This is a genomic window from Pseudomonas sp. BF-R-19 (assembly GCF_019956445.1).
Classification (GTDB): domain Bacteria; phylum Pseudomonadota; class Gammaproteobacteria; order Pseudomonadales; family Pseudomonadaceae; genus Aquipseudomonas; species Aquipseudomonas fluorescens_BH.
Genome location: NZ_JAHBDN010000103.1, coordinates 157,986 through 179,729, shown reverse-complemented (window position 1 = coordinate 179,729; position 21,744 = coordinate 157,986). Strand labels below are relative to the sequence as shown.

Below are 21,744 nucleotides of genomic sequence, written 5' to 3'. Positions count from 1 at the left end.
AGAACGATTGAGTGACTCGGCTGCGTCGGATGGCAGGGTGTTCTAAGTCAACAGGCCGTTTTCGAGGGCATAGCGGGCCAGTTTCGCGTTGCTGTCCATCCCTGTTTTTTCCAGGATGCGTGCCCGGTACGTCGTGACGGTACTCGGGCTCAAGTGCAATATCTGTGCGATGCGGACAATTCTCTCGCCTGAAGCGAGGAGCTTCAGTACTTCGAGTTCCCGGTCGGATAGCGCTTCGTGGGGTGCCCCGTCGCCTCTGCCGATAGCGTTGACCAGTTTTTCTGCCAGCTCAGGACTGACGTGCTTGCCGCCTGAGGCCACCTTGCGAACTGCCGCAACCAGGGTGGCTGCGGAAATATCCTTGGTGAGGTATCCCGCTGCGCCGTGCTTGATTGCGCGTATCGCATAGGCTTCGACCGAATGCATGCTCAACATCAGAACGGCGAGCTTGGGCTTCTCTGCACGCATGAGCTTGAGGAGTTGCAGGCCGGTCTTGTCGGGCAGCTGAATATCGACCAGCGCCACGTCGAAATCCTGCTCCCGGACCAGGAGCATTGCGTCTTGTGCCGTCGCGGCTTCGCCCGTTACGTCGATCTCGCCGGCGGTCTCCAGCATGCGTCGCACGCCATTACGCACGATGCTGTGATCATCCACCAGCAAGACTCTGATTTTGTGGTCAATCATCTGTATTTTCCATTCGGCAATAGCCAGCAAGCCATGGAATCTGCTGCAGAGCTTGACGTTAGCAGGCGCAGAGTACACTTGCACTTTTGCCTCAGGCGTTAGTGCCCACATCTCCGAACTGCCGGTGCAGTCGCTTGGAACGGCCTGTTCCCGGCCAATTTCCCCAGGATCCGGGGCATTGCACCAACCTTGCTAATATTTCACAAGCCAACGCTCAGCTTTCAGCATGGTCAATACTGCAATGCCGGCTCCTGCATGACGCCTTGCGCGTGGCATCCATCTTGACTGGACATAGACATGGCCACAGTGACGACACCGATCGAAGTTTTCGACATGAAGACGTTGCTGACAGCGCTGAAGGCGTTGCGCAATGGTGACTTCACCACGCGTATGCCGGAAGACTGGACCGGCATGCCGGGCAAGATCGCCGACACGCTCAACGAGATCATCGACATGGCGGCCGACACCGCCACCGAATTCGAACGCGTGGCGCGACTGATCGGCAAGCAGGGCAAGGTCGATGAGCGTATCCAATTGCCGATGATGAAAGGCTCATGGCAAAAGATCGTCAACTCGAGCAATGCGCTGACCAGCGACCTCATCAGCCCGATGAGCGAGATGATTCGCGTTATCGGTTCGGTTGCCGAGGGTAATCTGAGCCAGCAGGTACCACCGGTACTCGACGGCCTGAAACTGCGGGGCCAGTTCCTCAAATCCGCCAGGATCGTGAACACCATGGTGACGCGACTGGGCTCCTTCGCTTCCGAGGTGACCCGCGTGGCGCGCGAAGTCGGCACTGAAGGGATTCTCGGTGGGCAGGCCAATGTCAAAGGGGTGTCCGGCACCTGGAAAGACCTGACCGACTCCGTCAACGACATGGCCGCCAACCTGACCACCCAGATGCGCAACATCGCTTACGTGACGACCGCGGTGGCCAAAGGCGATCTGGGCAAGACGATTACCGTCGAAGTCAGGGGGGAGATTCTCGAGCTGAAAAACACCATCAACACGATGGTCGGCCAGCTCTCGAGCTTCGCTGCGGAGGTGACCCGCGTGGCGCTGGAAGTCGGTACCGAAGGCAAGTTGGGCGGTCAGGCGGAAGTGCGCGGTGTATCAGGCACCTGGCGCGACCTGACCGAATCGGTCAACGGCATGGCGGCGAACCTGACCACCCAGGTGCGCAACCTCGCACAGGTGACGACGGCGGTGGCGCGCGGCGACCTCGGCAAGAAAATTACCGTTGAAGCCAAGGGCGAGATTCTCGAACTGAAAAACACCATCAACACGATGGTCGACCAGCTCTCCAGCTTCGCCTCGGAGGTGACCCGCGTCGCGCTGGAAGTCGGTACCGAAGGCAAGTTGGGCGGACAGGCCGAAGTGACCGGCGTGTCCGGTACCTGGAAGGACTTGACCAATTCGGTCAACGGCATGGCGGCCAACCTGACCACCCAGGTGCGCAACATTGCCGACGTGACGACGGCGGTGGCCAACGGCGACCTGTCACGCAAGATCACAGCCGAAGCGAAAGGTGAAATTCTCCAACTCAAGGAAACCATCAACACAATGGTGGACCAGCTCTCGACCTTTGCCGACGAAGTGACGCGCATGGCTCGCGAAGTGGGGACTGACGGCAAGCTCGGTGGCCAGGCCAGGGTGACGGGCGTCGGTGGAACCTGGAAAGACTTGACCGACTCGGTCAACAGCATGGCGGCCAACCTGACCAATCAGGTGCGCAACATCGCCGATGTGACGACGGCGGTGGCCAAAGGCGACCTGGGGCGCAAGATTACCGTGGAAGCCAAGGGCGAAATCATGGAGCTGAAGAACACCATCAACACCATGGTGGACCAGCTCAATAGCTTTGCCGCCGAAGTGACGCGGGTGGCGCGCGAAGTCGGCACCGAAGGCAAGCTTGGGGGACAGGCACAGGTGCAAGGCGTGTCCGGCACCTGGAGGGATTTGACCGAAAACGTGAACTTCATGGCGGCCAACCTGACCAGCCAGGTGCGAGGCATCGCCAAAGTGGTGACCGCAGTCGCCAACGGCGACATGAAGAAGAAACTGACACTGGAAGCCAAGGGCGAGATCGCCGAACTGGCCGACACCATCAACGGTATGACCGATACGCTGGCGCTGTTCTCCGATCAGGTGACCTCGGTGGCGCGTGAAGTGGGGGTCGAGGGTAAGCTGGGCGGCCAGGCCAACGTGCCGGGTGCTGCCGGCACCTGGCGCGATCTGACCGACAACGTGAACGGTCTGGCGGCCAACCTGACCAATCAGGTGCGCGCCATTGCCGACGTGGCGACTGCCGTGACCAAGGGCGATCTGACGCGTTACGTGGAGGTGGAAGCAAAGGGTGAAGTGGCGGAATTGAAGGACAACGTCAACGAGATGATCCGCAACCTGCGCGAAACCACACGGCAAAACGCGGAACAGGATTGGCTCAAGAGCAATCTCGCGAAATTCAACCGCCTGCTGCAGGGCCAGCGTGATCTGGCGGCAGTCTCCAAGATGGTGCTGTCTGAACTGGCTCCGCTGATCAACGCCCAGCACGGTGTGTTCTACATGATGAACGAGAGCCCGCCCGATCCTGCGAAACTCAAACTGCTGTCCGCTTATGCGTACAAGGGCAACATCAATGTGAACGATGAGTGGCGGCTCGGCGAGGGCCTGGTCGGGCAATGCGCCTACGAGAAGCGGCGCATCCTGCTGACCGATGTACCCGCCAATTACGTCGCGATTTCATCGGGACTGGGTGCGGCCGCTCCGCTGAATATCATCGTGTTGCCAATCCTGTTCGAGAACAAGGTCAAGGCCGTCGTAGAAATGGCTTCGTTCACGCGCTACAGCATCATTCATCAAACCTTCCTTGATCAGCTTGCTGAATCGATTGGTATCGTGCTCAACACGATCGAAGCCAATATGCGTACCGAAGAACTGCTCAAGCAGTCGCAATCGCTGGCGCAGGAGCTGCAAAAGCAACAAGAGGAATTGAGACAGACCAACGAGGAACTGGGGGACAAGGCTGGACTGCTGGCGGAGCAGAAAGCCGAAGTCGAACGCAAGAACCGCGAAGTCGAAATCACCAAGCTGTCGCTGGAGGAGAAGGCGGAGCAGTTGATGCTGACCTCCAAGTACAAGTCCGAATTCCTCTCCAGCATGTCCCATGAGCTCAGAACGCCATTGAACAGCTTGCTGATCCTGGCCCGGCAGCTCAGCGACAACGCGGAGCACAATCTCACGCCCCGGCAGGTCGAATATGCCAAGACCATCCGTAGCGCGGGCAAAGACCTGCTGGAGCTGATCGACGAGATTCTGTATCTGTCCAAGATCGAGTCGGGTACGGTCACACTGGATCTGAATGAAGCGCTGTTCGCCGATCTGCACGACCAGATCGAACGCACCTTCCGGCCGGTCGCCGAAAGCCGGGGCCTCACCTTCACGATTGAACTGGCACCTACCCTGCCGCCTTTCATCTGGACCGACGAAAAGCGCCTGCTGCAGGTGGTCAAGAACCTGCTGTCCAACGCCTTCAAGTTCACTGAGCAAGGCAGCGTCAAGATCAGCATAGCGACCGTTGTGTCCGGATGGAGCGTGGATCACAGCGAGCTGAATCGCGCCGATGCGGTGGTTGCCTTCGTGGTCACCGACACCGGCATTGGCGTCTCTGCCGGCAAGCAGAAGCTCATCTTTGAAGCGTTCCAGCAAGCAGATACCGGAACCTCACGAAAATACGGCGGCACCGGCCTCGGCCTGTCGATCAGCCGCGAGCTCGCACACCGACTGGGCGGTGAGCTGCGGCTGATCCCCGGTGAGATCGGCAATGGCAGTACTTTCGCGCTGTACGTGCCCCTGCGTACACCGGATGCCCAGCGTCAGACCCTGGACGAATCCGCGACAGAGGCAGTACCTGGCCAGGTCAAGCGCGACCTCATGTCTAGCCCGCCTGCACAGATACCGGACGACCGCGAGTCTGTCCAAGCCGGGGACCAAGTGCTGCTGATGCTCGAGGGCGACGCCCGATTCGCCAGCATTCTGCTCGAGGCCGCGCACCAGAAGGGGTTCAGGGCTATCGTCACGACCCGTGGCGCGGATGCACTGGAGCTTGTCGAGCGCTTCAAACCCGCCGCGATCACGCTAGACCCGGGCTTGACGGACATCGATGGCTGGTCGCTGCTCGAGCAGTTGAAGCGCAATTTCGCCACGCGTCATATCCCGGTCCAGATCATCTCGATCGCTGACGACCACACGCGCGGGCTGCGCTATGGCGCTTTCGACTATCTGCTCAAACCGGTCACAGCCGACGAGATTCAAAATGCGCTGGTCGGCATCGTCGCATTCGCTCGGCGCGAGACCAGGAATCTGCTGCTCATCGACGGCAACGAAGGGAGCCGCGCCCGCATCCTCGATCTACTCGGCAACACCGACGTGAAGATCGAAACGACCGCCAGCGGCGCGCAAGCCTTGAAGAAACTGGCAAAGAAACGCTACGACTGCATGGCAATCAATCTCGAACTGCCCGACGCATCCGGCATCGGGTTTCTCGAGGCGCTGCAGGAAGACCACGCTCTGCGTGAATTGCCGATCGTCGTCTATGGTGCGCAGACACTGACCAAGCCGGAACACGAGCGTTTCAGGACACTGCTCGGCAAGGGCGTCATCAAGGCCGTTCAGTCCCCCGAGCGCATACTCGACGAAACCGCGCTGTTTCTACACCGCGTCGTAGCCAGGCTGCCGCAGACCCAGCGCAGGATGCTGGAAAAACTCTATGAGGGTTCGGACAGTCTGGAGGGTAAAAAGGCCCTGGTGGTCGACGATGACGTGCGCAATATTTTTGCCCTGACCAGCGTGCTCGAGTGCAACAAAATGCTGGTGGCCACGGCCGAAAACGGCCGAACCGCCATAGAACTGCTGCAGCAGCAGCCCGATACCGACATCGTGTTGATGGACATCATGATGCCCGAGATGGATGGCTTTGAAACCATGCGCCAGATCCGTACATTCAAGAGATTTGAAACCCTGCCGATGATTGCGCTGACGGCCAAGGCGATGATGGGTGACCGTGAAAAGTGCATCGAGGCAGGAGCATCGGACTATGTCAGCAAGCCAGTGGATACCGACCAGCTGCTGTCACTGATGCGCAAATGGCTCTATCGATGACTGTGTACCGCACTCATTGCGCGCTAGCGCAAACCGAAGTGGCATAAACATGCAACAGGAACCTCCGGTATTCAATGAGAAACCCCAGGTACGGCACCCGCTCCCGCCTGATGGCGTGCCAGCATCCGTGTTGCTGGTGGATGACAATCCCGCCAAGCTTACGGCGCTCGCCGCAGTGATTGCCGACATGGGCCTCGATATTGCCACGGCGACTTCCGGGCGCGAGGCGCTGCGCCTGCTATTGCAGCGCGACTTCGCCGTCATTCTGCTCGACGTGAAAATGCCAGTGATGGACGGTTTTGAAACCGCTGCACTGATTCACGGCCGCCCGAAGTCGGCCCACACGCCCATTATCTTCGTCACAGCTGAGGCCGAAACGGATTCCGAGCGTTTCCGCGGTTATACGTCCGGCGCGGTGGATTACATCTTCTCGCCGATTGTGGCCGAGGTTCTTCGCGCCAAGATCCGGGTGTTTGTCGACCTGTTCTACCTGCAGCGCAAACTGACGATGCAGGCCGAAGAATTGCTGCAATCGAAGCTGCAGTTGCGTGAACTGGCCTCCTATCAGGAGCACATCAAGGAAGAAGAGCGAAAGCGGATCGCACGCGATATCCATGACGAACTGGGACAGAGTCTGCTGGCGTTGCGAATCGATGTCTCCATGTTGCAGGCGCGCACCAGTACCCTGCACCCCAAGCTCAACGAAAAGGCCAGCGATGCTCTGAATCAACTCGATACAGCCATCCGCAGTGTGCGCAGTATCATCAATGACCTTCGGCCACCCGTACTCGATCTGGGACTGCAGGCAGCGATCGAGTGGCAACTTGAAGAGTTCCGCCAGCGCAGCGCGATCGATTGCACGATGTCGGCGAAAGACGAAAATTTCCGTTGCGATCTGAATGAAAAATCCGCCACGACGCTGTTCCGCATCGTGCAGGAATCGCTGTCGAATATTGCCCGGCACGCGCAAGCGACACAGGTGCATATCCAACTCTCCAGGGAGGGTCGCCGGCTCTACCTGCGGATCAAGGACAATGGCGTAGGCATGACGGATCGCAAAAAATTGAACTCGTTCGGGTTGGTGGGAATGAAGGAACGCATCAGCATGCTGGGCGGGGAATTCACGATCGACAGCGCACCGGACAAAGGAACGAAATTAACGATATCGCTGCCACTCGACTGACCCGGATGGCACTGATTCACCTGCGTGAAAATCCGTCATGACATGTCATGACCTCCCTCAAAAAACGGACTTTGCCCAACAAATACGGGGTTTAAAGGACGAATGGTCAAGAGGCGTCAAGCGCGGGGAATTGCCGGGAGTTTGCAGCCACTACAGGCTTTTCAAACGGGCACGTTCGTCGCGGTAAAGTGAACTTCACTTCCTCAACGTGTCACATTAGGTCCTTGTCAAGCGAACTACAGAAGAGGTACAGCCTTATGAGCATGGCCACAATTGTAAGTGCGGTGATTTCCAGTCTCGCACCCAGTGTCTTCGACCAGAACAGCCTGCAAGAACCCGGCGCGCATGTCTCAGCCGTCGATTACCACTACGGGATGGACATCGATGTGAAACAGGTGCTGCAGCGCACCGATACATCCGACAAGACCGGCGTGGTACCGGTGACTGTGGTCTACCTGGACAGCCAGGGCGAGGTTCACAAGATCCGTTTCCTCGAATGGGGTGGAAGCCCCGCCGACCCCACCACCATTGCCTGATCCGTCTCGTCGATCGGGTTCCGGGCCTCGCCGGCCCCCAGAAGCGGAAGTTAAACCTCCTATGCACCCAGTGTGATTGAGGTTTTTTGTTACCTGAAAATGGACATGATCGAATGACTAAAAGTTCATTCGCGAAACTCACTATTATCTTGGTGGCGTAATGTCGCAAGATTAATTAATAGTAATTGCTGGATCTAAATGGCAGTCAGCAACGGTAAATTCCAATCAAACCGTGCTGAGAGCCAAGTTGATTCACTATTACAACCAAGAGGTCACCATGGAACTTAGTATGTTTTCTTCGTCCACCGTGGAATATGTGCGTTTGGGCGTTGTATATTTTCATCTTATCGCCTGCTGCGTTGCAATCGGGCTGGTTTTGACCAGTGACATTGCAATGGTCAAGCAACTCCTGAAGGGGGATGCGTCAGGTCACCACGATGACGCGCACATGCAAAGCCTTCAAAAAACCGTATCGCTTGCACTTGTAGCGCTCTGGATTACGGGCATTGGTATTATCGGGATCGATTATGCCGGCAAGGGGATGGAGTATTTCCTCAATCCCAAACTGCAAGCCAAGATCGGCATCGTTGTGCTGTTGACCTTTAACGGCTTCCTGTTGCATAGCGCTGTCTTGCCGGCGCTGAAAAAAGCCGGTTCGTTACTCAAACTCTCCTTCAGCCTGCGCATGCTGGCGCTGTTCTCCGGCGCCCTCTCTGGCGTGTCGTGGTTCTATGCCGCCATGCTCGGTGTTGGTCGTCCGCTGGCCTGGAAGTACTCGCTGGTGGAGTTGCTGGCAGCCTATCCGGTTCTCATCGTCGGCGGATTCGCGATGATGGTACTGCTCACTGCCTGGGCAAAAAACAAAGACACCGAAGCGCGCATGGAGCGAGGCACCTGGTCACCAGGAAACGCCGCCCTGGCTGGATGGTGAAGCCAGGTTGAACAAGGAAGTTCAGCTTCAGTAAATGAATTCCGCTTTTAGCTGTTAACAGAATCTCACTTGAGGATACCCAAATGAAATCCATGAAAGTTCTCTTCGTAGTCGCCACCCTGACCGCCTCTTCTCTGGCCATGGCCACCGGTGGTGGTGATAAGACCTTCGCACGCATGGAGTCGGCCCGGAAAGTCTCGATGGAAACCTACCAGGTTGCACAGAAACAGAAGACTGAAGCCGCTGTAGCTCAAAGCAAAGCCAAGGCGACCGATCGCGCCAAAAGCTGATCTGTGTAGCGCGCCCCCCGGCTAACTGAAATGTGCGACCTCGAGCCTCAAATGCCAGCCTCGCAAATCCGCCCCTCACCCGCGCCCCTGCTCGAACCAGGCGAGACGGTGGTCCTGTTCGACGGTGTCTGCAAGCTATGCAATGTCTGGGTGAGGTTGTTGATTCGCCATGACCGCCAGCGGAGCCTGCGGTTGGCGGCGGTTCAGTCACCCGAGGGGCAGGCTCTGCTCGCGTGGGCGGGTTTGCCCATGGATCAATTCGACACCATGGCGGTGATCCGCGACCGGCACTACTGGGTGCGTTCGGATGCATTTTTCGAGATCATCGCCCGGTTTCCCGCACGCTGGCGCCCCGTGAACCTGTTACGCATCTTCCCTCGCAAGCTTCGAGATTGGGCATACGACCGCATTGCGCTTAATCGTTATCGGCTCTTCGGGAAATACGACACCTGCCTGTTGCCGGATCCTGATCATGAACAGCGCTTTTTGAAAGCGCCCCAAACAAACGCCCGACAATGCCGGACGCCTGTTCTTCAGGTCTGTACTCAGAAGCGATAGTTGCTGCTCAGCTCCAGTGTCCGTGGGGCACCGGGCGTGATCAGATCCACCGAACCATGCGCCGAAGCGTAATAGTCCTTGTCGAAGACATTGCGCAGACGCAAGGCCATGTCCCATTTCGGCAGGTTGTACAGCAGCGCGGCGTCCACTGTCGTGTAAGCCGGCATGACCACATTGTTATCCAGCGCGGTATAGCGATCGTCGACATAGTTGGCCCCCATGCCCACACGCCAGGTTTGCGTCAGCGAACGCACCAACCACAGGTTGGCGCTGTGGCGCGGCGTCAAGGTGGGTACCTGGCCTTCGTTGGCGACACCGTTGGTGAAGCTGTTGGACTTGGTGATCTCGGCATCCAGAAAGGCGTATCCGGCATAGACCTGCCATTTGTCACTCAACTGCCCGCTGGCGGTCAGCTCAAGGCCATCGGTACGCTGCTCACCCGCAAGCACCAGTTTGGTCGGGTTCGCCGGATCGCTGGTTTTCATATTGGTGCGTTCCAGGCGGAACAGCGCCGCCGTCAACGCCAGGCGATTGTCGAGCAGGTCCCACCTACCGCCGATCTCGAAGTTGGTGGTCTCCTCTGGTTCAAGATCCTGGTTCGTCGTACTCAGGGCGAACATCTCGGCGGAGGGTTGGTAGGAACGGCTCACCGAGACGTAATAGGACTGCACTTGATCAGGCTGGTAGACCAGACCGACTCGCGGGCTCCAGGTCGTATCGGTGCGCGACAGTTCGCTGTTCGTCAGGTCGTCGGCGTACTCCTGGTCAAACACGTCGTAACGCACACCCACCAGGGCCTTCCACTTTGGCGCCAGTTCGATCAGGTCCTGTACATAGAAGCCGGCGGTGTCCTGGGTATTGGTACCCTTGGCGGTTTGCCGGTTGGCCTGGAACGGCACGTCGACCAGGGCATCGCGGTACACCGGCACCCTGACCACATTGGATTGGCTGAATACGGACTGGTCCTTCACCTGGCGCCCCAGTTCCACACCATAGAGCAGGTTATGGTTCATCCCGGCGAGCACGGCGCGCTGGTTGAGTTCGGTCTGGTTGAACCAGCCGTCTTCCTTGCGCTGCACGTTGCCGCGGTTGAGTTTTACCAGCAGTTCACCATTGGGAGCGGTGACGAAACGTGTCGGGCTGGAGTCAGCGAGTGTGTTGTTGCGATCCAGGTCGTAGTGGTAGTAGCGACTGGTATTGCTCAGGCTGAAGTCGTCGTTGATCCGGTAGTCGACACCCGCCGTGAACGAGAACACTTCGCTGCGGGTGTAGTCATCATCCGGATCGGCGGCACCGAAGCGCTTGTCGCGGTCCACATCGACCGGACGGTCGCCTCGTGCCGGAATGCCGAAGTCGATCAGGCGCTTGTCATACAGATAGCTGGCGCCCAGGTTCAGTTCCAGATCATCCGAGAGTTTGAAGTAGGCCGAAGGCGCGATGGCCTTGCGGTCGATGTAGCCGTCATCCCGGAAAGTGTCGCTGTTCTCCAGCGCACCGGTCACACGAAAGGCTTTATCGCCTTGCTGCTGATCGGCCCAACCGGCATCGAACTGAGTGCGTTTTTTGCCCTCGCTGTCGACACTGACGCCGACCTCCTGCCTGGGGGCGAAGTTGGGTGTCTTGCTGATGCTGTTGATCAGCCCCCCCGAAGAGCCTCGGCCATAGAGCACTGCGGCCGGCCCCTTGATCACTTCCACCCGCTCGACGTTGGACAGATCCCGGAAGTACAGCGCATCGTCGCGAATACCGTCGATGTACATGTCGCCGATGGCACTGAAACCACGGATGGTGACCTGGTCGCGCTGGCCATCACCATTGGACAGGCCGATACCGGGGACATTCTTCAGCACGTCTTCCATCGACTGAGCCCCCTGATCCTTGATGACGCTCTGGGGAGCCACGTTGACGGTTTGCGGGATATCCCGTAGCGGGGCATCGATCTTCAGCGCGCTCCTGCTCTCGGTCGACATGTAGCTCTGCTCGTTGTACTCACTGTTCACAGCGGTTGCCGGCAGGGTTAGAGCAGACTTCGTTTCTGCCTGTAGATCAGGTACAACCAGAACGCCCAGCAACGACAGAGAGGCTGGGTAAATGCGCGATCGAGCCACCATGGACACCTTTGTATGAATTATCGCGCGAATAATAACGATTATCTTTTGTAAGTAAATACATATCATTCCGATTCAATTCATTGACGCCACTCAGAACGATTGTCTCAATTTGATGGGCGACAGAAGCGCTCCTTCCGGACGTCAAGCCTCGGGCCGTTACAGTTCAATATCCGACGCTCAAGGTAGGCGGCTACAGCTCCCCCCCCTCTCATGCCGATTGTCTGCGCCAGGTACCGGGGGATGTGCCGAACTGGCGTTTGAATGCGCGACTGAACGCGGCTTCGGAGTCGTAGCCAACGGCAAAGCCGATTTGCGCCACATTGCCGCGACCTTCGCGCAATTGTTGAGCCGCCACGTGCATGCGCCACAGCGTCAGGTATTGCATCGGTGGCTGTCCGACCAATGCGGTGAAGCGCTCGGCGAACACCGAGCGCGACATGCCCACCTCAAGCGCCAGTGCTTCTGCCGTCCAGCCCTCGGTTGGACGAGCATGCAGTAGCGCCAGTGCGCGCCCGATATGCGGATCGCGCAAACCCGCCAGCCACCCGCGCCGCTCAGCGGGAAGGCTGGCGACATACTGGCCGACAGCCTCGACGAATAACAGTTCGGATAGCTTGGCGATGACCGTTGTCGAGCCGACGCGTCCCGCCGCGATCTCACTGACAGCAAAACGGAATGAGCTTTCGATCCAGGTACCCGAAGCCGTCGCCCGTAGGTCCAGCTTCAATAAGGAAGGCAGCGACGAAAGCAACGGACTGAAGGGTGTTTCCGATCCGAGGAACCCGCACAACAACTGCGTGGCCTCGCCACCACCGCCGTACCTGATCCGTGAAATGCCGCCGACATCTGGCGGCTGAATGACTTCTCTGGCCGGCATGGGCGCAATGCTCAGGTCGCTGCCAAAGGAATGCGCGTCGTTGCGGGGAAGCAGAACGAGTTCGCCTGCCCTCACTTCGATGGCGGCACCTCCGTCAATCTGAATTTGCATGTGCCCCGCAGCAACAAAGTGCGACGCAATGATGTGTCGAGGTGCCGCCAGGAACGGCTTGCAATCATCCGCCGAGATTCTGCCGTTGATGCACCAGGGCGCAGTGAGTTCCGCCTCGAGGAAGACCCCTCCAGACAGCCGAATCACACGCAAGACATCAGAAAGCGCATCCAACACTTGACCGCCCTCCTTTCCGGAGTCCGGAGCAGGTATTCAGGCGCACCGGTCATTCACCGCCTGAACTGCGACGCTTAGATTAGCACCAACGCGGACTCAACGATCGGGATTGTCCCCAGAGGTTCATTGGCTCCGACGTCAACCGAATTGCCCCATTCCAACTCAACCAGGGCAGCAGGAGATCCATATGAACAGCGTCGTTACCCTACCCCGCTCAGCGTCAGGCAACACCGCCCGTTATGCACAAATGGTCAGATCATCGAAGAAGACCGAATGGCAGATCGATCGCGATCTGCTCCAGGACCGCCGTTTCGACTTCTCGCGCAAATTCCTCCCCGACGGACTCTCGCAGGTCGACCGCCTGGCCTTTCTCGATGCGGCCGAGGCGCGCCTGCTCAGTCAGATCCAGGGCCGAACCTATGCGTTTATCTTTGGCCTGGTCGAGCGTTTCATCAGTGCCAAGATGCTCGATCAGGGTCGGGCCCATGTATTTGACGATCAACTGGCGCTTGAAGCGCTGGTGCGTTTTTCCAACGACGAGATCAAGCACCAGGAACTGTTCCGGCGCATGGAAACGATGATGAGTTCGAAATTGCCAGAGGGATATCGTCAAGTTGCCGATCCAAACGAGGTGGCGCGCGCGGTACTCGCTGCCAGCACCTGGTCGGTGCTGGCGCTGACCTGCCATATCGAGCTGTTTGTTCAGGCGCACTACGTGCAAAGCATCGCCCCGCGCGAGGAGCTGTGCCCGTTGTTCAAGGATGTCTTCAAATTCCACTGGAAGGATGAAAGCCGACACGTCGTACTCGATGAACTGGAGTGGCGGGACGAGCACGCGAAACTCTCGCCCGCCGAGCGCGACCAGGCAGTGAATGACCTGATTGCGCTGGTGACGGCCGTCGACGCAATCCTGCAGGCACAATCGGCAGCCGATGCCGACTACTTCATTGGTAATGCTTCACGATCGTTCAGTGTCGATGAAACGGCGCAAATCAAGGCTGGCGTACTGAGCGCCTACCGCTGGCAATACATTATCTCGGGCGTGCAGCATCCACACTTCGGCCGTTTGCTGACGCACATGACAACGCCCGCACAGATGTCCCGGATTCAGACTGCACTGGCACCCATCATGAGCAATTGACCGACAGCGCGCGACCGACTGCTCGCCGGTCGCGCTGTGGGATGACGTGCTGATAATGATCTATCGAGGATGGCGGCCATGACGATACCAATGTGGATGCTGCTCGGGTTTGCGACCTGGACCCTGCTGCTGTTGATGGCAACCGTCGGGGTGTATCGCTGGGTCGGAATCCTGTTCTCCAGCGTTCCGATCGCCTCTTTCCGCAGCGATCGACTCGAAGGCGAGGATTGGTATCGGCGCGGGACAAGGGCACACGCCAACTGTGTGGAAAACCTGCCTGTCTTTGCCGTCATCGTGTTCGTGATTTCAGCCCTTGATGTCAATGGCGCTGCCGTGAACTACTTGTCCACGCTCGTCCTGATCGCTCGCGTGTGCCAGTCACTGGTTCACGTATCCCATGAGCAAACCAAAGCGTTCGTGGCGGTCCGGTTTACTTTCTTCAGCGTTCAGTTGGTGTGTTTTCTCGCGCTCATTGTCATAGCCGTTAGTCATGGCATATGAATATGTGCCCGCTAGTCCTCAAAACGTCCCGTGGAGTCTCGATCGCGCTCGTAGTGTCGGGTGAGCGCAAACGCCGGCAACCAGGCCTCGCGGCGCACAGTCCAACTCTCATAGGTAGGCGTCAGCTGGTCAGGGGCATCCAGGGATCCGAGGTTCACCTCGACTTCGTCTGCACTGCGTGAGAAAACCGACGAACCACACTGCGGACAGAAATGCCGCCCGGCATAGTCACGGGTTTCGCCCTCGATCGTCACGGCATCCTGATGAAATATCGCGGACGCGTGAAACAGCGCGCCATGATGCTTGCGGCAGTCGAGACAGTGACAAACGCCAACCCGGAACGGGCGCCCCGACGCAACAAGGCGCACCTTGCCGCACAAACAACCGCCGGTGAATCGGTCCATGCGGTGTCTCCTCCAGGCCGTCCGAAACGGCGTATCAGCGTGGAAACAGGAGCGTCACGGCGGCGCGAAAGCCCCAGCCCTGCGGGCCGTCCTCCGGGCTGTCGAGCCAGTAGCGCGGGCCGGCCTGCACCGTCAGCGGTTGACCGCCGATCCTCAGCAGTTGGGTAATCGTCAGGTTGACCGGTACCGACCATTCGCGCGATTGCCAATTGTAGGTCGACTCGGTGTTTACCCCGTAGGTCGTGTACGTATGAGTGGTGTACGAGAGGAAGGGTTGCAGGAAGGTCTGGTTGACCTTTTCCTTGTCGTCCGGCGGGCTGTCGTCCAGGCCCCAGATATGGTTGGCCAGAATGCCTCGGGTCCAGCCATCGGACTGTTTCAACGCCACCGCCGTCGGGCCGAGGCCCCATTGCTCGCTGCCGAGCAACTCATCACTGCCGGTCGGTATCAACAACGCCGGGCCGCCGCCGAGTATCCAGCCACTGTCCGTGGGCTTGGTCGGTGAGAAGAAAAAACTCTGGGTGATATCGCCGGTGCCGGACTTGTCCGCCGCGCCATTGGGGGCCAAGCCGTGCTGGTCGATGATCGGCAGAATGGTCCGGGAAATGAGGTTCCAGTTTTCGTTCAAGGCAAACGGCAGCACAGGCTGGATATTGGTGACGCTGTGCATGCCCTCCCCGGTCGGCCCCATCTTCTGGTCCCAGTTGTACTGCACGGGCAGGCTGTACATCGCCGCGACCGGGTTGAGGGCTTTCTTCGCCAATTCTGCCGAATCGTCGGCCTGAGCCATCGGGATGAGGCCCAACGCAACGACGAGTGTCGACGCGGTACTAATCCATCGTTCTTTCACATCCATGCTCACTCACCTGTAGACGCCAAAACCGGCGTTGCAAAGGGTTAGCGTAGGCAACTGTGATCGATGTGCAATTTTTCCTCACCGCGTGTTTAACAGTTTTTGAGAGTTATTGATTCGGATTATCCCGCTGCTGCAGGCAGCATTCGGCCCGCATTGACCGGCGTGCAAGCACCTGCTTTGCGTAACCGACTGGCGAGTACCAGTGCCTGAATACAAGGCGCCCGGACCATTGCCCGGGGCCAGGTCGGAACCCGAATGACAACTTTCATCACTTGAGAACCAAACACATGGGCATGTCGAACAAATGGATTGCGGGTATTGCTTTGAGCTGTGTATTTCAGGTCGGCTGTGTCTCGAAAGTCGCGCAGCAAGAGCAATACTCGGGCTTCCTGGGCAATTACCAGGGCCTGGAGGAGCAAACTACGCCGAGTGAGCAGAAAGTATTGCGCTGGGTATCGCCAGGGTTCGATCCTCGCGCGTATTCCACGGTGGTATTCAGGCAGATGGAACTGTATCCATCGCCGCAGCCGACCGCGCGCGTCAGCCTGAAGACCCTGCAAGACCTGCAATTGATGGCCAGCACCAGCGTCAAGACCGCCTTTGCCCGCCGCTATACGATCGTCCCTTATCCACAGTTGGCACCAACCGATTCGCGGTCGCTGATCCTGCAAGCGGCGATCACTCACGTCAGCGCCAACAACGAAGGCATGCACTGGTATGAGGCTGTTCCAATCGGGGCCATTGTCGGGGCGACACAAGCCGCCACCGGGCATCGGGATCAGACCGCCGAGATGTACATCGAAGCCAACCTGATCGATGCCAAAACCGGTATGCCGGTCGCGAAGATCGTGCGCAAGGTATTCGGCGAGACCGTCAAGAATGCCGAACAGCCGATTGTTGCCAATGACTTCAAGGTTGCACTCAAAGGCATGTCAGACGATATGCAGGCCCTCCTCCTCAAGCGTTGATGCTCAGGTAAACCCCATCGCAAGCAGACTGGCATGGGGTTTCAAAGTGGCGCCACGCCGCGTTTTCCCTCTGACAAACCGTTAGCCGTGCCGACGCCTGACGTGAGACTCAATGATGAAAATACTGGCCCATACCCTAGCGGTCGTTACGATGTTGCTGAGCACCAGCGCCCTGGCGGTGACGGTGGTTCCCCAAAAAGGTCAGACTTCCCAGACCATCCAGCAGGACACCAGTGCCTGTCAGTCCCAAGCCAACGCGCAACATCCGGTACAAAGCACCGTGCCATCCGGTGGCCGGGTAAAGGGCGCCGCAACCGCCGCGGTAGCCGGGGCGACCGCGGCAGAAGTTCGGGGTCGCCAACATGAAAACATCTATGACCAGATCGACGACGATACCAGGCAAGACTATCGCCAGAACAACGCACGCAGTGCCGCGGCTGCCGGCGCCATCGTGGGGGGCTCCAGGCAACGCCAGGAGCGCCGGCAGAATCTGAGTGCGAGCGAACAAAGCGTTACCGCCAACAACTCCGTCTACAGCAGTTGCCTGCAACAACGTGGCTACGATGTCTTGCCTTGATCGACGACGATGGCCTGAAGTGTTTATCGACCTTTTGAGCATGACTCAACGAACCCGGCCGAATCCAACTTGAGGGCTCCACCGATGCGACCTGTATGTGTCCCTGTCGTGATGCTCGCGTCCTGGCTTCTGGCCGGCTGTGTCTCCTCCGCGAACGACCCGACTTTAACTTTGCAAACCGACAAATCGCCCGAGCAGTATGTCGACTGCCTCGTACCGAAGTTAAAGGACAAAGAGATGAGCCCTGTCGTGTCAGGGAGCGAACGCAACTACCGGGTTGTCGTTTCGAGCAAAGTTGCCGTAGACACTGTGCTGGAAACCCATAGGGCACAGGATGGAGGCAATGTGTACCTTTACGAGCGCCAATTGCTGGCCTCGACCTTCAAGCCATCGAGCTTCGAGCGTGCCGCTCAGGAATGCCTGTAGCGCCAGACAGCGACTTGCCTGCCCTTCTCCCCTCCAGACATCGCCTGCCCCCCTCCAAAACAAAAAAAGCCCCGGGCCCTTCATGAAAGGACTCGGGGCAAAGCCGTAGAACGAGAGGTGAGGATCGTTTACGCCGCGACAAACAAACCATGAACGCGATGTGTGTCAACGCTCCTCGATATCCATTTAAATCGCTAACGCCCCTGGTTCAAAGCTAATAAGAATCAAAAATAATCTTCAACAAGCCAGGTGCACAAAAACACAATCATTGATTTGTATCCTGATAGTTCAGGCTGCAGTTGAAACCTGTCGCAACAGCGAAGTTAGTTCATTCAGGCGTGGCGGCGCGCAAACCCAGCTGCCCGAGCTTGCAGTTTTCGGATAGCGCAGAAAATCCATTCCAAGCATTATTCACGGAGTCCAAATCAAAAACCGTGGGTCATCCAGCAATGCTTTTCCCTTGTTTGATTCAACTGATACCTCTGCCAGGCCGGGCTGTTTGCCGCACGGCACGCCTCTGAAACGAGCCAGTCCGGCATTGTAAATGCGACACACAGTGCACCTTCCGCCTGGCCCTCCTCTTCGTTCACCTCCCAGACCAGAATGTACCGAGCCAAATCCGGCCCCTATACTCAGGCCAGTACCGCCTGAACGGAAGATTTCTATGAGCTACACCTTCAAGTTGAAAAATGGCGCCGTGGCGGTATTCGACCCGGACAGCGCCATGCTTTCCATTACAACACCCCATGGAGATGTACAGAATTCCACGCTAGGGAGAGCTGAGTCGCGTCTGTTGGACCTGCTGCTCATGGAGCCAGGTGTCACTAAAAGCCGCGATGAAATCATCGACTACACCTGGAATGACCGCGTGGTTGCCTCCGGCAGTTTGAACCAAACGGTTTTCTCACTACGCAATATTCTCAATGACAGTCGGGATCACGAGATACTGATGACTGTTCCTCGACGCGGATATTGCTTCAACCGGCACTGTATCGTCGATGCACAAGCAGATGTACCAACACCCTCAGAGCAAACAGCGCAGCCACCCGCCCCTCTCCCTGGACAACTACCGCCACCTGGTAGTGATGGGCTGCTTGCACCCTCAGGTAAAACCAATAAATCCACGCGCATTACAAAACCCCAGCTGATCGCCTATATGGTTACGCTGGCAGTCGTTGTCTTTACCATTTTTCAATTCGACTTCGACGCGCCAAAAATTGAAATTTCCAGCGTCGACAAGAATGGACTGGTCATACACGCCGTGGGTGGCGATCTTGCCGAGGCTCAAGCGCTGATGGATCTGTCGGCCAAACAAACTGAACAACTACCGCCAAACCTGAAGGGTCAAGTCTGGATCAACCTGTATAAAGCCAATTATTCCGTATCGTGCATTCGCCCGGACCTAAGCACTGCAAATCTACAATTGAACAGCAGCGAAAGAGACCTCGCCTTGATGATCCGTCAATGTTTGGAAGTCACCCTATGAAGTTTGAAATTCCGCAAGCCGTTCACTGGCCGATCATCGCCTTGATCAATGCAGTCTGCATTTTCTCCCTTTTGTACTCCCCTTCGCACTACATGGAAAACACCAGTTATCAAACAAAAGCCCGACAATGGCTGGAAGATCTTGATCAACTGAACACCGAAGAGTACCTCACTATCGGGCATGGCCGACTCACTGGAACCACGCTCGAAAGCCTGAATGGAAAAATCCGCAATGCCACTATTTCAGCGAACATAATCGGCGAAAGCAAAACCCACGTCGAAATAAAAGTCAGCAACATCAAGCTCAGCCAGGACAATGAACTTTTTGCCATTGAAAAGACCCCTGACCTGTTCTTCAGACGTCAATACGTTTTGCAAGAAGGCGCCATTCTAAACTACGAATTGATTCCAACGTCGGATAAAAACGCCGTGTGTTTTTATGTACATGAACTTGGCCGATTGCGCTGCATGAACCATTAATCGGCCTCCCGAACTGACTCAACACCCGCCTGGCACAGGTTCATATCAAAGCGTTTTTCAAACAAAAATAACACTTATTGATTTGAATCAAACGTCTCTCCTGCGAAAAATCCCTCGCCGATAATCTTTGGAATCGAGCCTGCTTGATTCTCGTCCGGGACAATGCCCTTACAGGAGAATCAAGTGAAAGCCCTGCATTTCCTGCGAACCCATAAATCGACGACTTTCGGATTCCTGGCGGTTTTATTTTTTTCTGCCATGCCACTTTATTCGCTGGCGCACGACGAGCACTCCGTCGAAAGCACGACCATTGAATATTATGAAATTGAAACAAGCCCGGATGACCGCCAGAAACTATCGCATCTGAAAATCCAAAGCGAGAATGAGTATCATGCGGACGAGCAGGACAGTGATTTCCCTCTCTCCACCCCACCACAAGGTGATACCGGCACGAGTTACGCCAGCTCGCTCATATTACTCTGACGCGTACGGTGTAACCCGGTGCAAACGGTGTTTTGACCATCCTGACGACCTCGTAAATATGAGTTATTGACTGTGGCAGGCACAATCGAAGTGAGATTATTTGCAGCCCAGGTCGTGGCAGAGATGCAGCTGACATTCTGCTCTGCCTGAATAAACCGTTAATAAGGAATCGTCTCGATGCTACTGAAAAACTTCGTCACCGTGTCGTTTGGTTTATTGCTTTCCCTCAAGGCCATGGCCGACGACAAGGGTGTCTACAGTGCCAAATTGATGAGTGTCGAAACCAACAAGAAGGTTCCAAGTGCAGTGAAAACCAGCTATCAGGTAAAATCCGGTTATCGTATTGACGACTTTTACTCCTTTACAGCCGCCGCCATCGACCCGATGAAACCCCAATCGCAGATTTTCAGTTCGAAAATTGACCCGCGCAACGTTCAACACATGGACGATTCACCGTTGGACAACAAGTACGCATTTTCGGCGGAGCTGGAACTGATCCGGGGACTCTGACAACCCGTTCAAAGCCAATGGCAATGAGGTCGATCTCACCGACCGACAGGACGCCGAATCGCGTACCTTCTCCATGACTGCCCGTCAGGCTTGACCCTAATCATTTAACAGATGAGCCTTCAACTTCATGAGTATCGCACCGCCCGACGAGATCTTTCATTTGTCTTCTGCCTTGCCGAGTCAACTGAATAGAACAATAGGCAAATGGCAAATGAGCCTTATTCCGACCGAGCAAGAGGCGCGCATTCGGCAACACAAGCTCTTTCACAGTCCGGAACTGCAGTGCAGCCGTCTTGAGTTCGACTCATCCGTCACCCTGGTCAGTTCTGTCCCTGCCGGGTTCGTGACATTCGCCATCTCGCAGCCCCCGATTGGACGCCCCGTCGTAAACAATCACCAACTACGGCCTGACGAAATCATCGTACTGCACAGCGATGAATCGGTGCATTACACCTGCGAACCAAATGAAACACTTTTCACCATCACCACAACACTGGAAAACTATGACCGGTGCCGCCAACATCACTCTGTCATAGATATACTTGCAAACAGAACACAACACAGCTTCCAGGCTGAAAACTTTCAATTCATACAATCTGCCATTCAAGCCATCAGCGCTTGCTGTGTCGACATCAACGACGCTGCTTCAGCACAACGCAGCGCAGCAGAGAGTTCAGCGTTTGAAAGTGCGGTACTTGCTTCTCTATTGCAGTCATTGACGCCCGCTGGTGGCTTCAGCCGCAAAGTCCCGACACGAAGAAAGGTGGCGATAGAAGCCATACAGTACATTCATGAAAACACAAAAAAAACACTCTCTATAAAAACGCTCGTAAGGCAACTTGAAACCACCACTCGCACCCTGCATTTTGGCTTTATTGAAACGTTCGGGATGTCGCCAATCGCCTATATCAGAAACCTGAGACTCGCCAGTGCCCGTCGCGACCTGATCAATAAAACGTGGCCCACCGTGACAGAAACCGCGATGTTCTGGAACTTTCACCATCTGGGTCGTTTTTCCAAGGCGTATCAGATTGCTTACGGAGAGACTCCGTCAGAAACGGCCAGGCGCAACTCAGCCAAGCCCAGGTGCACGTCCTCATCCGTTTACAATCAGGTCGCCGGCGATAAGAGTTATCGTTAACCGGTGTTTATCAAAGCCCTGCAAATGATGATTAATAATTTCCTTCGCTTGAACATAGGTACCCACCATTGCTTATTTGCCCACTCAAGGAGATAAGCATGCAACATCGAATAAACACACTGCCACTCAAGCAGAAAATCGCCCTGTGCATTGC

The 21,744-nt window shown here is 56.7% G+C and carries 21 protein-coding genes; 16 read left to right on the top strand and 5 right to left on the bottom strand.

Translation table 11 applies throughout. The annotated features are described in order from the left end of the window. Positions 1-42 precede the first annotated feature (42 nt). Positions 43-684, bottom strand: coding sequence for a response regulator transcription factor (locus KGB28_RS28465; RefSeq protein WP_223448852.1), 642 nt, complete (start codon positions 682-684; stop codon positions 43-45). Positions 685-981: 297 nt separating this feature from the next. Here KGB28_RS28465 and KGB28_RS28460 point away from each other — a divergent pair, with 297 nt between their 5' ends. From KGB28_RS28460 to KGB28_RS28435, 6 genes are all read left to right on the top strand, one after another. Beyond that, entirely contained in the window at positions 982-5,844 is a 4,863-nt protein-coding gene (locus KGB28_RS28460; RefSeq protein WP_223448851.1) for a HAMP domain-containing protein, read from the top strand. 49 nt (positions 5,845-5,893) lie between these two features. Further along, positions 5,894-7,027: a response regulator gene (locus KGB28_RS28455; protein ID WP_223448850.1), complete on the top strand. Its 1,134-nt coding sequence runs from the start codon at positions 5,894-5,896 to the stop codon at positions 7,025-7,027. 257 nt (positions 7,028-7,284) lie between these two features. Further along, on the top strand, positions 7,285-7,563 hold the full coding sequence (locus tag KGB28_RS28450; protein ID WP_223448849.1) for a DUF2790 domain-containing protein: 279 nt from the start codon (positions 7,285-7,287) through the stop codon (positions 7,561-7,563). A 277-nt stretch (positions 7,564-7,840) separates the two neighbouring features. Next, entirely contained in the window at positions 7,841-8,494 is a 654-nt protein-coding gene (locus tag KGB28_RS28445; RefSeq protein ID WP_223448848.1) for a hypothetical protein, read from the top strand. A gap of 83 nt (positions 8,495-8,577) precedes the next feature. After that, complete coding sequence (locus KGB28_RS28440) at positions 8,578-8,784, top strand: co-regulatory protein PtrA N-terminal domain-containing protein (RefSeq protein ID WP_223448847.1); 207 nt, start codon at positions 8,578-8,580, stop codon at positions 8,782-8,784. Between the two features lie 51 nt (positions 8,785-8,835). Beyond that, positions 8,836-9,342 carry a thiol-disulfide oxidoreductase DCC family protein gene (locus KGB28_RS28435; RefSeq protein WP_223448846.1) on the top strand — a complete coding sequence of 169 codons (507 nt, stop codon included), beginning with the start codon at positions 8,836-8,838 and terminating at the stop codon, positions 9,340-9,342. On the opposite strand, the gene KGB28_RS28430 is transcribed toward KGB28_RS28435, so the two are convergent. Together KGB28_RS28430 and KGB28_RS28425 are read right to left on the bottom strand one after the other, a co-directional pair. Next, positions 9,330-11,453 (bottom strand): TonB-dependent receptor, encoded by a 2,124-nt coding sequence (locus tag KGB28_RS28430; RefSeq protein WP_223448845.1) that lies wholly within the window; start codon positions 11,451-11,453, stop codon positions 9,330-9,332. The genes KGB28_RS28435 and KGB28_RS28430 overlap by 13 nt on opposite strands. 208 nt (positions 11,454-11,661) lie before the next feature. Beyond that, entirely contained in the window at positions 11,662-12,618 is a 957-nt protein-coding gene (locus KGB28_RS28425) for an AraC family transcriptional regulator (protein WP_223448844.1), read from the bottom strand. Positions 12,619-12,805: 187 nt separating this feature from the next. Between KGB28_RS28425 and KGB28_RS28420 the strand changes: the two genes are divergently transcribed. Together KGB28_RS28420 and KGB28_RS28415 are read left to right on the top strand one after the other, a co-directional pair. Next, entirely contained in the window at positions 12,806-13,759 is a 954-nt protein-coding gene (locus KGB28_RS28420) for a diiron oxygenase (protein WP_223448843.1), read from the top strand. Between the two features lie 78 nt (positions 13,760-13,837). Next, the gene (locus KGB28_RS28415) at positions 13,838-14,260 is read left to right on the top strand and encodes an MAPEG family protein (protein ID WP_223448842.1); all 423 of its coding nucleotides are present in this window, start codon (positions 13,838-13,840) and stop codon (positions 14,258-14,260) included. Between the two features lie 11 nt (positions 14,261-14,271). Here the strand turns inward: KGB28_RS28415 and KGB28_RS28410 are convergent, their stop codons facing one another. Both KGB28_RS28410 and KGB28_RS28405 read right to left on the bottom strand, forming a co-directional pair. Then, the gene (locus KGB28_RS28410; protein ID WP_223448841.1) at positions 14,272-14,664 is read right to left on the bottom strand and encodes a GFA family protein; all 393 of its coding nucleotides are present in this window, start codon (positions 14,662-14,664) and stop codon (positions 14,272-14,274) included. Positions 14,665-14,698: 34 nt separating this feature from the next. Further along, a complete protein-coding gene (locus KGB28_RS28405; RefSeq protein WP_223448840.1) occupies positions 14,699-15,520 on the bottom strand; it encodes a transporter in 822 nt (273 codons plus the stop codon). Between the two features lie 287 nt (positions 15,521-15,807). Between KGB28_RS28405 and KGB28_RS28400 the strand changes: the two genes are divergently transcribed. The 8 genes from KGB28_RS28400 (at position 15,808) to KGB28_RS28365 (ending at position 21,590) form a co-directional block, all read left to right on the top strand. Then, positions 15,808-16,488, top strand: coding sequence for a DUF3313 domain-containing protein (locus KGB28_RS28400; RefSeq protein WP_223448839.1), 681 nt, complete (start codon positions 15,808-15,810; stop codon positions 16,486-16,488). Between the two features lie 115 nt (positions 16,489-16,603). Next, positions 16,604-17,065, top strand: a complete 462-nt coding sequence (locus tag KGB28_RS28395; protein WP_223448888.1) for a hypothetical protein — start codon at positions 16,604-16,606, stop codon at positions 17,063-17,065. 84 nt (positions 17,066-17,149) lie between these two features. Beyond that, positions 17,150-17,491 carry a hypothetical protein gene (locus KGB28_RS28390; protein ID WP_223448838.1) on the top strand — a complete coding sequence of 114 codons (342 nt, stop codon included), beginning with the start codon at positions 17,150-17,152 and terminating at the stop codon, positions 17,489-17,491. Between the two features lie 664 nt (positions 17,492-18,155). Then, entirely contained in the window at positions 18,156-18,977 is an 822-nt protein-coding gene (locus tag KGB28_RS28385; protein WP_223448837.1) for a transcriptional regulator, read from the top strand. Continuing rightward, positions 18,974-19,456, top strand: a complete 483-nt coding sequence (locus KGB28_RS28380; RefSeq protein ID WP_223448836.1) for a hypothetical protein — start codon at positions 18,974-18,976, stop codon at positions 19,454-19,456. The genes KGB28_RS28385 and KGB28_RS28380 overlap by 4 nt, the downstream gene beginning before the upstream one ends. Positions 19,457-19,639: 183 nt before the next feature. Continuing rightward, positions 19,640-19,939: a hypothetical protein gene (locus tag KGB28_RS28375; protein WP_223448835.1), complete on the top strand. Its 300-nt coding sequence runs from the start codon at positions 19,640-19,642 to the stop codon at positions 19,937-19,939. A 177-nt stretch (positions 19,940-20,116) separates the two neighbouring features. Next, on the top strand, positions 20,117-20,449 hold the full coding sequence (locus KGB28_RS28370) for a hypothetical protein (protein ID WP_223448834.1): 333 nt from the start codon (positions 20,117-20,119) through the stop codon (positions 20,447-20,449). Positions 20,450-20,576: 127 nt separating this feature from the next. After that, the gene (locus KGB28_RS28365) at positions 20,577-21,590 is read left to right on the top strand and encodes a helix-turn-helix domain-containing protein (RefSeq protein ID WP_223448833.1); all 1,014 of its coding nucleotides are present in this window, start codon (positions 20,577-20,579) and stop codon (positions 21,588-21,590) included. The last annotated feature ends 154 nt before the right edge of the window (positions 21,591-21,744 follow it).

What these genes read in the sequence shown, in the direction of transcription:
- KGB28_RS28465 (WP_223448852.1), bottom strand. Translation starts at nt 684, where the DNA reads ATGATTGACCACAAAATCAGAGTCTTGCTGGTGGATGATCACAGCATC.
- KGB28_RS28460 (WP_223448851.1), top strand. Translation starts at nt 982, where the DNA reads ATGGCCACAGTGACGACACCGATCGAAGTTTTCGACATGAAGACGTTG.
- KGB28_RS28455 (WP_223448850.1), top strand. Translation starts at nt 5,894, where the DNA reads ATGCAACAGGAACCTCCGGTATTCAATGAGAAACCCCAGGTACGGCAC.
- KGB28_RS28450 (WP_223448849.1), top strand. Translation starts at nt 7,285, where the DNA reads ATGAGCATGGCCACAATTGTAAGTGCGGTGATTTCCAGTCTCGCACCC.
- KGB28_RS28445 (WP_223448848.1), top strand. Translation starts at nt 7,841, where the DNA reads ATGGAACTTAGTATGTTTTCTTCGTCCACCGTGGAATATGTGCGTTTG.
- KGB28_RS28440 (WP_223448847.1), top strand. Translation starts at nt 8,578, where the DNA reads ATGAAATCCATGAAAGTTCTCTTCGTAGTCGCCACCCTGACCGCCTCT.
- KGB28_RS28435 (WP_223448846.1), top strand. Translation starts at nt 8,836, where the DNA reads ATGCCAGCCTCGCAAATCCGCCCCTCACCCGCGCCCCTGCTCGAACCA.
- KGB28_RS28430 (WP_223448845.1), bottom strand. Translation starts at nt 11,453, where the DNA reads ATGGTGGCTCGATCGCGCATTTACCCAGCCTCTCTGTCGTTGCTGGGC.
- KGB28_RS28420 (WP_223448843.1), top strand. Translation starts at nt 12,806, where the DNA reads ATGAACAGCGTCGTTACCCTACCCCGCTCAGCGTCAGGCAACACCGCC.
- KGB28_RS28415 (WP_223448842.1), top strand. Translation starts at nt 13,838, where the DNA reads ATGACGATACCAATGTGGATGCTGCTCGGGTTTGCGACCTGGACCCTG.
- KGB28_RS28410 (WP_223448841.1), bottom strand. Translation starts at nt 14,664, where the DNA reads ATGGACCGATTCACCGGCGGTTGTTTGTGCGGCAAGGTGCGCCTTGTT.
- KGB28_RS28405 (WP_223448840.1), bottom strand. Translation starts at nt 15,520, where the DNA reads ATGGATGTGAAAGAACGATGGATTAGTACCGCGTCGACACTCGTCGTT.
- KGB28_RS28400 (WP_223448839.1), top strand. Translation starts at nt 15,808, where the DNA reads ATGGGCATGTCGAACAAATGGATTGCGGGTATTGCTTTGAGCTGTGTA.
- KGB28_RS28395 (WP_223448888.1), top strand. Translation starts at nt 16,604, where the DNA reads ATGAAAATACTGGCCCATACCCTAGCGGTCGTTACGATGTTGCTGAGC.
- KGB28_RS28390 (WP_223448838.1), top strand. Translation starts at nt 17,150, where the DNA reads ATGCGACCTGTATGTGTCCCTGTCGTGATGCTCGCGTCCTGGCTTCTG.
- KGB28_RS28385 (WP_223448837.1), top strand. Translation starts at nt 18,156, where the DNA reads ATGAGCTACACCTTCAAGTTGAAAAATGGCGCCGTGGCGGTATTCGAC.
- KGB28_RS28380 (WP_223448836.1), top strand. Translation starts at nt 18,974, where the DNA reads ATGAAGTTTGAAATTCCGCAAGCCGTTCACTGGCCGATCATCGCCTTG.
- KGB28_RS28370 (WP_223448834.1), top strand. Translation starts at nt 20,117, where the DNA reads ATGCTACTGAAAAACTTCGTCACCGTGTCGTTTGGTTTATTGCTTTCC.
- KGB28_RS28365 (WP_223448833.1), top strand. Translation starts at nt 20,577, where the DNA reads ATGAGTATCGCACCGCCCGACGAGATCTTTCATTTGTCTTCTGCCTTG.